Origin of the sequence: Klebsiella sp. BIGb0132 (assembly GCF_024810075.1) — a bacterium.
GTDB lineage: Bacteria > Pseudomonadota > Gammaproteobacteria > Enterobacterales > Enterobacteriaceae > Klebsiella > Klebsiella terrigena.
Genome location: NZ_JANUDW010000009.1, coordinates 24,961 through 37,229 on the forward strand (window position 1 = coordinate 24,961; position 12,269 = coordinate 37,229).

Below are 12,269 nucleotides of genomic sequence, written 5' to 3' on the forward strand. Positions count from 1 at the left end.
AGGCGTGGTTTAGAGGATCTGGCCGAGCGTCTGGCGTAAATGCGCGCCGGAGCCCAACAGCCCTGGATTGTCGTGGACAATCAGGTACACCGGAATATCCTGCACGAAGGCTTTAAAGCGCCCTTTATCCTCAAAACCGCCGCGGAAGCCGGACGCCTTAAAGAATTCGAGGAAGCGCGGCACGATACCGCCCGCAATATACACGCCGCCAAAGGTCGCCAGCGTCAGCGCCAGGTTGCCGCCAAAACGGCCCATGATCACGCAGAACAGCGACAGCGCGCGGCGGCAGTCGATGCAGGAGTCGGCAAGCGCGCGTTCGGTCACGTCTTTCGGCTGCAGATTTTCCGGTAAACGACCGTCGGATTTCACTATCGCGCGATAGAGGTATACCAGACCCGGGCCTGAGAGCACGCGTTCGGCGGAAACGTGTCCCAGCTCGGCGCGCAGCTCTTCCAGAATAATGCCCTCTTCTTCGCTGTTCGGCGCGAAGTCGACGTGGCCGCCCTCGCCCGGCAGGCTGACCCAGCGTTTATCAACGTGGACCAGGTGCGCCACGCCGAGGCCGGTCCCCGCGCCATAGACGGCGATAGGTTTCCCCTCCACCGGCGCCGTGCCGCCAAACTGAATCAGGTGCTCGGCTTTTAGCATCGGAATCGCCATCGATACCGCCGTGAAATCGTTGATGATTTCCAGGTGCGCAAACCCGAGGTTGCTTTTCATTTCGGCAATGGAAAACGCCCAGGTATGGTTGGTCATCGCCACCCAGTCGCCGGTGATCGGGCAGGCGATAGCAATGCAGCCATCCTCGACGTCGACGCTGTGCTCGTCGAGATAGACGCGAACAACGGCTTCGAGACTGGGATAATCGAGCCCGGAATAGGTTTTTGCGCGGGAGATCTCCCCGTTCGCCATATCACATAATGCCAGTCGGGCATTGGTTCCGCCGACATCCCCTACTAAAGCAAATTTTGTCATTCCGTTACGGCTCCACTAAAGTCAAAATGATTCTTTTGGCACACTGTAAATTCATGATGCCTTAACAACAACGACCAACGTATAAGCGCCCACAGTTTAGCGACCTATATCACATTTAGGCTGTAATCTGTGCAAAATGGTTTATCCTGCGCCGCCGCGATCGTCAGGCATAGCCTTAAGTTTATCGTTTCAGCACCATTTGCATCGACGCTCTCCTGGCGCGAAGGCAAAGTAGTGCTCCGCCACCTGCAAAAGGAAATTTTCATGCTGCATCCGCGCGCCAGAACAATGCTGTTGCTATCGGTCCCGGCGGTTATCATCGGGATTGCATCCAGCCTGGTATTGATTGTGACGATGAAGGTTGCGAGCGTCCTGCAGAATATCCTCTGGAGCGTTTTGCCGCTAAGCCTCGGCCTTAACGCCGGCGGGCATCTCTGGACCATTGCCATTCTGACGCTCACCGGTATTGCCGTCGGTCTGGTTATCCGCTTTAGCCCAGGCCACGCCGGGCCCGATCCGGCGGCTGAATCGCTGGTCGGCGCGCCGGTCAGCACCAGCGCCTTGCCGGGGCTGATTGCCGCGCTCATTTTAGGCCTCGCGGGCGGCGTCAGCCTTGGGCCAGAACACCCCATCATGGTGGTCAATATCGCCCTGGCGGTGGCTATCGGTTCGCGCCTCTTTCCTCGCGTCAGCTCGCTTGACTGGACGATCCTCGCCGCCTCCGGGACTATCGGCGCCCTGTTTGGCACGCCAGTTGCCGCCGCGCTGATCTTTTCGCAAACCCTTAACGGCAGCAACGACGTCCCGCTGTGGGACCGCCTTTTTGCCCCGCTGCTGGCGGCAGCGGCCGGCGCCCTGACAACCAGCCTGTTCTTCAACCCTCATTTCTCGCTACCTATTCCGCACTATCCCCAGATGCGGCTGGTGGATATCTTTAGCGGCGCGGTGGTCGCGCTTATCGCAATTGCCGTGGGCATGGTTGCCGTCTGGTGCTTACCGCGCCTGCATGCGCTAATGCACCGCCTGAAAAGCCCCGTTTTAACGCTCGGGATCGGCGGTTTGCTGCTCGGCATTCTCGGAACCGTCGGCGGGCATATCACCCTGTTTAAAGGGCTGGATGAGATGCAGCAGATGGCTTTCAGCCAGACCCTGACCGGCGGCGACTTTATGCTGATTGCGCTGGTGAAGCTGGCGGCGCTGGTGCTGGCGGCCGCCAGCGGCTTTCGCGGTGGGCGGATTTTCCCGGCGGTATTTGTCGGCGTGGCGCTGGGCCTGATGCTGCACGCGCACGTTGACGCCGTCCCGGCGGCGATTACGGTCTCGTGCGCGATTCTCGGCATGACGCTGGTGGTCACCCGTGACGGCTGGCTGAGCCTGTTTATGGCCGCCGTCGTGGTGCCGGACACCACCCTGCTGCCGCTGCTGTGCATGGTGATGCTCCCGGCCTGGCTGCTGCTGGCCGGGAAGCCGCTGATGATGATTAAACGACGCCCCGACTAAACGCGGCTGTTGCGCTCCTCAAGAGCCTGAGTTACCGCGCGCAAAAAGTCGGGGATATCCATTTTGGGCAGCATCACCTCGACCAGCGTCAGCCGGTCGGAGGTTACGCTGTCGTTCATCGCCTCCTTCAGCTCCGCGGTACGCGTCACGCGCCAGCAGCGCGAAGGAACGTCGGGGGCAAACGCCTCCGGCAGGCGGTTCCAGTCCCAGAGGGCAATATCGTTATAGCGCTGCTCAGGCCCGTGGATCGCCCGCTCAACCGTATAACCTTCGTTGTTAAGCAGCAGAATGAGCGGCCGCTGCTTGTCGCGCAGCATCGAGCCCATCTCCTGGATCGTGAGCTGCGCTGCGCCATCGCCGATAATCAATACCACCCTTCGGTCCGGCGCGGCGGTCTGCGCGCCGTAGGCCGCCGGCAGCGTAAAGCCTATCGACCCCCACAGCGGCTGAACCAGCAGCGTCGCATCCGAGGGCAGCCTCAGCGCCGCGACGCCGAATGCCGCGGTTCCCTGATCGGCAAGAATAATATCGCCCGGCCGCAGCTGCTCCTGCACGGTGCTCCAGAAGCTTTTTTGCGTCAGCGCGCCGCCCGTAGCTCCGCCCACCTCCGGCAGCGAGACCGGCGGCAGCGTCCACTCCGCCGCCAGGCTGGCAGAGAGCCCGATCAGGACCGCCAGCGCCTGATCCATCGGGATCCGACTAAACCAGCGCTCCCCTACCCTGACGGCGAACGGCTGGATCTCAATGGTGTGCTCTGGCGGTAAATGCTGGGTAAATCCGGCGGTAATGGTGTCGGTAAAGCGCGTACCTACGCAGATAATGGTATCGGCGTTTTCAATGGTCTCGCGGGTCTGGGGCGCGCTGGCGATGCCGCTGTAGGTGCCAACAAAACCAGGGTTTTGCTCGTCAAAGAGCCCCTTGCCCATCAGCATGGTGGCGTGAGCAATCGGCGTTTTTTCGACCCAGGTTCTTAGCGTTTCCTGCAGGCCATAGCGCTGAGCGAGAAAATCCGCCAGCAGCGATACCCGCCGACTGCCCCGCAGCAGCTGTCCCGCATACTCCTGAAAGCCGGCCAGCTGATTCTCGTCCGCCGGCGGCCCCTCAATCACCAGACGACGCGCGGGCGGCGTGGCGCTGGCCCTTGCGACGTCGGCGGGCAGCATTAAATAGCCGGGGCGATGGTGGGCCAGCATTTCGCTGAGAACGCGATCGATTTCATGGCAGGCGTTGCCCGCCGTCAGGGTGGCCTGAGTGCAGGTAATCTGCTCGCTCATGCGCGCAAAATGGGTAAAGTCGCCATCCCCCAGCGTGTGGTGCAGCAGCTCCCCTCGCTGCTGGGCGCCGCTGCAGGGGGCGCCCACGATATGCAGAACCGGGACGTGTTCGGCATAGCTGCCCGCCACGCCGTTAAGCGCGCTCAGCTCGCCAACGCCGTAGGTCGTCAGCAGCGCGCCGGCGCCCTTAATACGCGCATAGCCGTCGGCCGCATAGGCGGCGTTCAGTTCGTTCGCGCAGCCGACCCATCCCAGCGCCTCATGCGCAATCACACGATCGAGGAACTGCAGGTTGTAATCTCCCGGTACGCCAAACAAGCGGTCTATGCCGCAATCTACAAGGCGATCCAGCAGATAATCGCCAATCGTGTAAGTCGGTTGCATAGCCATACTCCTCATCCCGTGCAGGTAATTTGAGTATTGAATAAGCGATCGAACTGTCCAGATTGTGTCGAATATATGAGGTGGAAAGCAAAATTTACGACTTTGGGGTGTGTACTCCGGGCTGAACATTCTTTAGTGTAAACGTATACACAAGCTGTTTTATCTGCGGAGGAAGTATGGTTTACCAGGCAAATGCGACGCGATATGAGACAATGGAGTTCCGCCGATGCGGCCAGAGCGGGCTAAAGCTGCCGGCAGTTTCTCTCGGCCTTTGGCATAACTTTGGTGACGAAACGCGAGTAGAAACCAGCCGCCAGCTGCTGCGTCACGCCTTCGATCTCGGCATTACGCACTTCGATCTGGCCAACAACTACGGGCCGCCGCCGGGTTCCGCTGAGAGCAATTTCGGCCGCATCCTGCGGGAGGATTTTTTACCTTATCGCGATGAGCTGATTATCTCCAGCAAGGCCGGCTACACCATGTGGGACGGGCCTTACGGCGACTGGGGTTCGCGCAAGTATCTGATTGCCAGCCTCGATCAGAGCCTGAAACGGATGGGGCTGGAATACGTCGATATCTTCTATCATCACCGCCCCGATCCCGAGACTCCGCTGCTGGAAACGATGCGCACGCTTGACCACATCGTGCGTCAGGGTAAAGCGCTTTACGTCGGGCTATCGAACTACCCTCTCGCCCAGGCGACGGAGGCGGTGAGCATTCTCAACGATCTCGGCACGCCGTGCATTATTCATCAGCCAAAATACTCCATGTTAGAGCGCTGGGTCGAAGACGGGCTGCTGGATTTCCTGCAGGCCGAGGGGGTCGGAAGCATTGCGTTTTCACCGCTGGCCGGCGGCCAGCTAACCGACCGCTATTTACACGGTATCCCGGCGGATTCCCGGGCTGCCAGCGGCAGCCGCTTCCTGCAGGCGGATCAGCTGACGGCAGAAAAGCTGGAGAAAGTCCGCCAGCTGGACGCCCTGGCGCAGGCGCGCGGACAGAAGCTATCGCAGATGGCGCTGGCCTGGGTGCTGCGCGGTGAAAAAGTGACCTCGGTGCTGATCGGGGCCAGCAAAACGGCCCAGCTTGACGATGCCGTCGGGATGCTCGCCAACCGCCACTTCAGCCCTGATGAGTGCGCGAAAATAGACGCGATTCTGGCGGCGTAAACAAAAAGTTACTTTAGCAAAAAAGTCACTTTAGCAAAAAGTGCTCTTATCCGCGATTTAGGAGTTCATCCAATGCTGCGGGGCTTCACCGCCTCGTAATATCACGTTAACAAGCCGCAAGGCTCGATCGTGAAGGAGAAGAGTATGTTCAGGTCACTGATACTGGCTGCCGTGCTGCTGGCCTCAGCGCCATTAGTTGCTAACGCTGGTGAAATCACCCTGCTGCCATCTGTAAAATTACAAATAGGCGATCGCGACAATTACGGTAATTACTGGGACGGTGGCGGCTGGCGCGACCGTGATTACTGGCGTCGTAACTACGAATGGCGCGACAACCGCTGGCGGCATCATGACAACGGCCGTCACCGCGGCTGGGATAAGCGCAAAGCTTATGAACGCGGCTACCGTGAGGGCTGGAACGATCGCGACGACCGTCGCGGCGGCTGGGGGCGTGGACCGGGAGGTCGCGGACACGGTCACGGCCATCACTGAATGTCCTGCAATCAGTTAAATCAAACGGGGGAGCCTTATGGCTCCCCCGTTTATTACCCGCTTAAAATCCCAGCACCGTCCCCACCAGCAGCCAGCCGTTCAGCGCAACCACAATCGCCACAATGACCCAGCCGGTTCGCTTAATCCATACCGTATTCACCAGATCGCCCATCAGCTTCGGGTTACTGGTAAAAATTAGCAGTGGCACCAGCGCCAGCGCAATACCAAAGCTCAGCAGCACCTGGCTCATCACTAAGATACGGGTCGGATCGAGCCCCATCATGATGACGATAAACGACGGCAGCATGGTAATCGCCCGGCGAAACCACAGCGGGATATGAAAGCGAATAAACCCCTGCATCACCACCTGGCCCGCCAGGGTTCCTACCACCGTCGACGACAGCCCGGCAGCCACCAGGCTGAGGCCAAATATGGTTGCCGCGGCGTGGCTCAACAGCGGCTCCAGCGTCAGATAGGCAGCATCAAGATCGGCGACGCCGGTATGACCGTTAAAGTGAAACGCGGCGGCGGCGGTGGCCATCATCGCCAGGTTAACAAAGCCGGCGATGGTCATGGCAATCGCTACATCCCAGCGGGTGGCGTTATAGCGCTCTTTGCGCGTGCCGTCATGCAGGTTCTGGGTCAGCGACGAGTGCAGATAGATGACGTGAGGCATAATGGTGGCCCCCAGCACCCCGGCCGCCAGGAATACCGCTTCTCCGTTAGGCAGGCTCGGGATAATCATCCCTTTCGCCAACGGCGCCAGCGCCGGCTGGGAGAAAATTAGCTCAACGATATAGGCACCGGCAACGAACAGCAGCAGGCCGCCAATGACCTTCTCCAGCGGCTTTTGCCCGCGACGCTGGAGCATCAAAATCAAAAACGTGGCGATACCGGTCAGCACGGCGCCCTGCAGTAAAGAGACGCCAAGCAGCAGCTTAAAGCCGATCGCCGCGCCAATAAACTCGGCAAGGTCCGTCGCCATGGCGATAATTTCCGCCTGCACCCAATAGAACCACACCACCGGGCGCGGATAGTGGTCGCGGATCTGCTCCGCGAGATTTTTACCCGTCGCAATTCCCAGCTTTGCCGACAGCACCTGAATCAGCATCGCCATCAGGTTTGCCCACACCACTACCCACAGCAGCTGGTAGCCGAAGCTGGCGCCCGCCTGGATATTGGTCGCAAAGTTACCGGGATCGATATACCCGATGGCAGCAATAAAGGCAGGCCCCATCAACGCGAGCTTCATCTTGCGCGCTGCGCGACCGCTGCTATTCTCAACGCGACTGCTTGTCATTTTCTGCCTCAGAAATATAGCCTTTGCTATGTTTAATGCTACCAAAATGCGAATGATTATCAAGTTCATTTGTAACGGCGATAATTATTGCTTTGATAGGGGGGAACGATAGCGGCTAACAACGAAAAGGTGGCATCGATGGAAGTCCATCTCGCCTGGTCATCAGATTAGTACAATCTAAGCAACTTTTAAAACCTTTACGCAACATAACAAAAATGTATGTTCGATCACTATTTTGGTGATTAGTCACAGTTCCTTGCAATAGTGTGGATTTGATCTCGTTTTCTTTGGGCTTGTTACATAGAATGTGCACAGAAATTTAACCTGCCTCATATTTGGAGCAAATATGGACCGCGTCCTGCACTTTATTCTCGCGATCGTCGTGGTGGCTATTTTGGCCCTTTTGGTCAGCCACAACCGTAAGCAGATTCGTATTCGTTATGTTATTCAATTGCTTGTCATTGAAGTCCTGCTGGCATGGTTCTTCCTGAACTCCGATATCGGTCTCGGTTTCGTGAAAGGATTCTCCGAGATGTTCGAAAAACTTCTCGGCTTTGCTAACGAAGGGACCAACTTCGTCTTCGGCAATATGAACGATAAAGGCCTCGCCTTCTTCTTCCTCAAGGTTCTGTGCCCAATCGTCTTCATCTCTGCGCTGATCGGTATTTTGCAGCATATCCGCATCCTGCCTATCGTCATTCGCGCGATCGGTACCGTGCTCTCCAAAATCAACGGCATGGGTAAGCTGGAATCATTCAACGCCGTCAGCTCGCTGATTCTGGGCCAGTCGGAAAACTTTATCGCGTATAAAGATATCCTCGGCAAAATGTCGCGTAACCGCATGTACACCATGGCGGCAACCGCGATGTCCACCGTTTCCATGTCCATCGTCGGCGCATACATGACCATGCTGCAGCCGAAGTACGTCGTGGCGGCGCTGGTTCTGAACATGTTCAGCACCTTTATCGTCCTGTCGCTGATTAACCCTTACCGCGTTGATGAAAGCGAAGAAAACCTGCAGATGTCGAACCTGCATGAAGGTCAGAGCTTCTTTGAAATGCTGGGTGAGTACATCCTGGCAGGCTTTAAAGTGGCGATTATCGTTGCGGCGATGCTGATTGGCTTCATCGCGTTAATCTCTGCGCTGAACGCCCTGTTCGCGACCGTTACCGGCTGGTTCGGTTACAGCATCTCCTTCCAGGGTATCCTCGGCTACATCTTCTACCCGGTTGCATGGGTGATGGGCGTACCGGCAGGTGAAGCGCTGCAGGTCGGCAGTATCATGGCGACTAAACTGGTTTCAAACGAATTCGTGGCGATGATGGATCTGCAGAAAATTGCCAGCACGCTCTCTCCGCGTGCGGAAGGCATTATCTCCATCTTCCTGGTCTCCTTCGCCAACTTCTCTTCAATCGGGATTATTGCCGGGGCGATTAAAGGCCTGAACGAAGAACAGGGTAACGTTGTTTCCCGCTTTGGCCTGAAGCTGGTTTACGGCTCGACCCTGGTGAGCGTGCTCTCAGCGTCTATCGCCGCGTTGGTACTGTAATTTCTTAAGGTTGTGCAAAAGCCGGGCGAGTCCCGGCTTTTTTACGCCCGTAGTTCCTCGAGCGGCCGCGGCTTGCCGATCAGGTAGCCCTGCAAATAGTCAACGCCTAGCGCCAGCAGCCGCGCCTTCTGCTCTTGCGTTTCCACGTACTCCGCCACAACCGTCAGGTTTTTCACTCTCGCCATCTCGATGATGGATTTGATAATGATCGCATCCAGAGGGTCGGTTTCCACGTCGCGCACGAAGCAGCCGTCAATCTTCACGATATCCGCCTGGAGCCGCTTCAGGCGCTCATAGTTCGCATAGCCGGTACCAAAGTCATCGATAGCAATGGCGCAGCCAAAATCCCGCAGCTGCTGGATGTTGTGGAGGCTGGTTTGCTCATCGCAGAAGGCCTGCTCTTCGGTAATTTCGAGGGTGATCGCTTCGGCCTGGAGGTTATAGCGTCTGAACAACGCAATAATCTGCGCCGCGCTGTCGCGCTGCATCAGCGTGTAGGGCAGAAGATTAACGGAGAAGTGCTGGCCCGGATGACGATGCAGGGTGCTGAACAACGTTTCCAGTACCAGCATGTCGAAACGCTGGCTCAGGTTGAACTGCACGATGAGCGGAATAAAGCGGTCCGGCGTAATGACGGTTTCTCCGCACTGCATCCGCGTAAGCACTTCGTAATAGCCCTCCCCCGCCGCGTTCTGGATCGGCTGGGCATACAGCACGAGATCGCGTTTGCTGAGCGCCTGCTTCACCCGGGTCAGCATGCGCACCTGCTCGCTGGTCTGATCGGAAACCTGCCCCTGCGTCGCGTCCAGCGCCAGCACCCGCTGCGCTGCGCCGGCCTGCTCCGAAAGCCAGCTCAGCTGGCCCAGCATTGGATGAAGCTCGGCCTCGACGCCGTGATGTCGGCCCCACGATGCGCCAAACTCCAGATCCAGCGTCTGGTTATTCCAGCTAAATTTATTGTGGTTGAGTATCGCCACGATGTGGCCTAGCCGCGCCTCGGGTTCCGGCCCGCACAGCACCAGCAGCAGCTCGCTGCCGGGTAGCTGAAATATTTTATCTCCCGCCCCCAGCAGCGGCTGCACCTTACCGGCTACCTGCCGCTTGCAGTGCACGCGCATCATCATGCCGTAATGGCGGCTGAGGAAGTCCAGATTATCAATTCGCAGGCTGCTGATGGCGACCTGAGGATTGCGGCGTAAATGGCACTCCAGCGCACGCAGATTAGGTAATCCGGTCAGCGGGTCCTCCTGCGCCTGATCCCGCCATCTGAGCTTGATTCTTTCGTTCTGAGCGTAAATATCCAGCATATAAAACAAGCAGATGGTGAATGAGATGAGTACCGAGAGCACGAATGATAAGGCGTATTCAGTCTTTACGCCCTGCAGGAAATTTTGATTATAGGCAACCAGCAAGAATGCTGAAACGGACCATGAAATACGGATCAGCACATGGCCCAGGCGGCTAATACCAATAAAATAGAGAATAAAAATAAGCGGGACTAAATAACCTGCAATAAAAACAGAGTTATAAGGTGCACAAAGTACCGCTAATATTGCTGCGAGCGCCATAAACCAGTACAGCGTAAATACCCGACGCTCGCGCGTAAGCCACGGTTGACAATGTCGAAGCCAGAATGTGCTGGCAAAACGCGGACTGATAATCATCCGCAACGGATAATAAAAGAAGGTCGTAAAAATTAACGCCGCGCAAATCAAACTCTGAATATCAATAATGGTATAAATTGCCGGCATGCCTTTGAAATAACTCGATATAACCAGTGGGAAAGAAAAAAACACTCCCGCCAGATACATGGTGACTTTCATTAATATGGGGGCAAAAAATCCGCCCCAAAAGATTCTGATGCCCATCCGCTTTGTGGTGAGCCCGCTGCGCCACGTCTTACCGAGCAGCATGCGGACAACGGCGCACGACGCCAGCACCGAGAATAGCTGACAGAATAATAAAATTGCCGCCTGCGGTATCGTCAGAGGGATTATCCAGGCGTTAGTGATAGCAAAGGCAATAATCAGCGGGCCGACCGCATAGCGGCCAAATATAAAGATGACCGCGTACATCATACTTAGCGGTAGCCAGGCGAGGAAAATTTGGTTGCCGTCAATCAATGCCTGAGGTGAAATAAACCTGGCTAATGGAATCGTAATTAAACAAACGATCAGCGCGAGTAAAGATCTTCTGATATTAATGTTAAATTTACCTGTCATTATTGTTAATTAAAGGTCCCGCACCGGAATTATATTTAATATATAAATACTATGTTGGTTAATTATGGCAGGCAAGGTAATAAGCCAGGGAAAATTCTTAAATTACCTTTCATTCTACTAGCAGTAGGTTTTCTGACGTAAGCACAAAGTGCTTTACATTGGCGAAGGAGAAAACAAAAAACCCCCGCCGAAGCGAGGGTTTCGAATTTGGTGGAGCTAAGCGGGATCGAACCGCTGACCTCTTGCATGCCATGCAAGCGCTCTCCCAGCTGAGCTATAGCCCCAACAGTACGTTTTACAACCAAACCTGATGGGAACAGGATTTGGTGGAGCTAAGCGGGATCGAACCGCTGACCTCTTGCATGCCATGCAAGCGCTCTCCCAGCTGAGCTATAGCCCCGTAACATAAAACGTGTCGTGTTGACGGGCGGCATAATATGAATTCCTTCGTCAGGTGTCAACGGCAAAATCACCCCTCTGAATTTGATCGCTGAAAAAGCAGGCAAATAGCTGACATTGCGAAGCTTATCGCAGGGAGAAGTTAAACATGTCACTCTTTCATCTAAAAGGATGCTATAACATGAACAACTAATTCCCACATCTTTACTCAGGAAATAGTATGCTCAAGGAACGAATGACACCTGAAGAAATCGCCCATCTCACCGGCTTCAGCCGGCAGACAATCAATAAATGGGTGCGCAAAGAAGGATGGCAAACATCCCCCCGACCCGGCGTGCAGGGAGGCAAAGCTCGCCTCGTACACGTCAACGAGCAGGTGCGCGATTTTATTCGCAGCGCACAGCGCGTGGCTGAAACGCCGCCCTCCTACGCCAGCGTAGAAAACGACCTTGAACCGCTGCTGCTTACGCTGAGCAAAGAGATGACCCCCGGCGAACAGAAAAAGCTGATGTCGCTTCTGCTGCGTGAAGGTATCAGCGGTTTACTCCAGCGCCTGGACATTCGCGACCAGTAACATGATGATGAAATTAAAAGATAAGATGACCCCGGCAGAGCTTGCGGAATGTCTCGGCCTTGCCAGACAAACGATCAACCGCTGGGTCAGAGAGCAGAAGTGGCGTACGGAGGCCATTCCCGGCGTCAAAGGTGGGCGCGCCCGTCTCATCGTTATCGACAGGCCGGTGCTCGATTTTCTGACAAATATTCCCGCGCTGCGGCACCTGATTGCCGATTATCAGCTGGCAGAACCGCCTGGCCACTACTTTATTAACGATGCCGGAGCTATCTGGCGACAAATTGCCGAGACGCTTCATCTCATGACGCCGGAAGAACAGCAGCATTTGCGGGACTTTCTTGCAAGAGAGGGCATCAGCGGATTTTTATCGCGTCTGGGAATTAGCGGCGAGCGGTCAAAAGAGTAAAAAAAACGGCAGGAGTGCCTGCCGT

The 12,269-nt window shown here is 56.2% G+C and carries 10 protein-coding genes and 2 tRNA genes; 6 read left to right on the plus strand and 6 right to left on the minus strand.

Features of this window, described 5'->3' with window-relative positions; all coding sequences use genetic code 11:
• Positions 1–9: 9 nt before the first annotated feature.
• Positions 10–975, minus strand: coding sequence for a glucokinase (glk, locus tag M2416_RS21125; protein WP_041146633.1), 966 nt, complete (start codon positions 973–975; stop codon positions 10–12).
• A 264-nt stretch (positions 976–1,239) separates the two neighbouring features.
• Between glk and M2416_RS21130 the strand changes: the two genes are divergently transcribed.
• Positions 1,240–2,475: an ion channel protein gene (locus tag M2416_RS21130; protein ID WP_259226529.1), complete on the plus strand. Its 1,236-nt coding sequence runs from the start codon at positions 1,240–1,242 to the stop codon at positions 2,473–2,475.
• Here the strand turns inward: M2416_RS21130 and M2416_RS21135 are convergent.
• Complete coding sequence (locus M2416_RS21135; RefSeq protein WP_259226532.1) at positions 2,472–4,133, minus strand: alpha-keto acid decarboxylase family protein; 1,662 nt, start codon at positions 4,131–4,133, stop codon at positions 2,472–2,474. The genes M2416_RS21130 and M2416_RS21135 overlap by 4 nt on opposite strands.
• A gap of 176 nt (positions 4,134–4,309) precedes the next feature.
• Between M2416_RS21135 and mgrA the strand changes: the two genes are divergently transcribed.
• Positions 4,310–5,302 (plus strand): L-glyceraldehyde 3-phosphate reductase, encoded by a 993-nt coding sequence (gene mgrA, locus M2416_RS21140; protein WP_259226534.1) that lies wholly within the window; start codon positions 4,310–4,312, stop codon positions 5,300–5,302.
• 144 nt (positions 5,303–5,446) lie between these two features.
• Positions 5,447–5,794, plus strand: coding sequence for a DUF2502 domain-containing protein (locus tag M2416_RS21145; protein ID WP_045856170.1), 348 nt, complete (start codon positions 5,447–5,449; stop codon positions 5,792–5,794).
• 61 nt (positions 5,795–5,855) lie between these two features.
• Here the strand turns inward: M2416_RS21145 and M2416_RS21150 are convergent, their stop codons facing one another.
• A complete protein-coding gene (locus M2416_RS21150) occupies positions 5,856–7,094 on the minus strand; it encodes an Nramp family divalent metal transporter (RefSeq protein WP_076947694.1) in 1,239 nt (412 codons plus the stop codon).
• 346 nt (positions 7,095–7,440) lie between these two features.
• Here M2416_RS21150 and M2416_RS21155 point away from each other — a divergent pair, with 346 nt between their 5' ends.
• Entirely contained in the window at positions 7,441–8,643 is a 1,203-nt protein-coding gene (locus M2416_RS21155; protein ID WP_041146639.1) for a NupC/NupG family nucleoside CNT transporter, read from the plus strand.
• 41 nt (positions 8,644–8,684) lie between these two features.
• On the opposite strand, the gene M2416_RS21160 is transcribed toward M2416_RS21155, so the two are convergent.
• From M2416_RS21160 to M2416_RS21170, 3 genes are all read right to left on the minus strand, one after another.
• The gene (locus M2416_RS21160) at positions 8,685–10,865 is read right to left on the minus strand and encodes a sensor domain-containing phosphodiesterase (RefSeq protein ID WP_123551801.1); all 2,181 of its coding nucleotides are present in this window, start codon (positions 10,863–10,865) and stop codon (positions 8,685–8,687) included.
• A 208-nt stretch (positions 10,866–11,073) separates the two neighbouring features.
• Positions 11,074–11,149 (minus strand) — tRNA-Ala (locus M2416_RS21165).
• A 40-nt stretch (positions 11,150–11,189) separates the two neighbouring features.
• Positions 11,190–11,265 (minus strand) — tRNA-Ala (locus tag M2416_RS21170).
• 219 nt (positions 11,266–11,484) lie between these two features.
• Between M2416_RS21170 and M2416_RS21175 the strand changes: the two genes are divergently transcribed.
• On the plus strand, positions 11,485–11,838 hold the full coding sequence (locus M2416_RS21175) for a YfeC-like transcriptional regulator (protein WP_076947696.1): 354 nt from the start codon (positions 11,485–11,487) through the stop codon (positions 11,836–11,838).
• A 4-nt stretch (positions 11,839–11,842) separates the two neighbouring features.
• Positions 11,843–12,244 (plus strand): YfeC-like transcriptional regulator, encoded by a 402-nt coding sequence (locus M2416_RS21180; protein WP_076947760.1) that lies wholly within the window; start codon positions 11,843–11,845, stop codon positions 12,242–12,244.
• Positions 12,245–12,269: the final 25 nt, after the last annotated feature.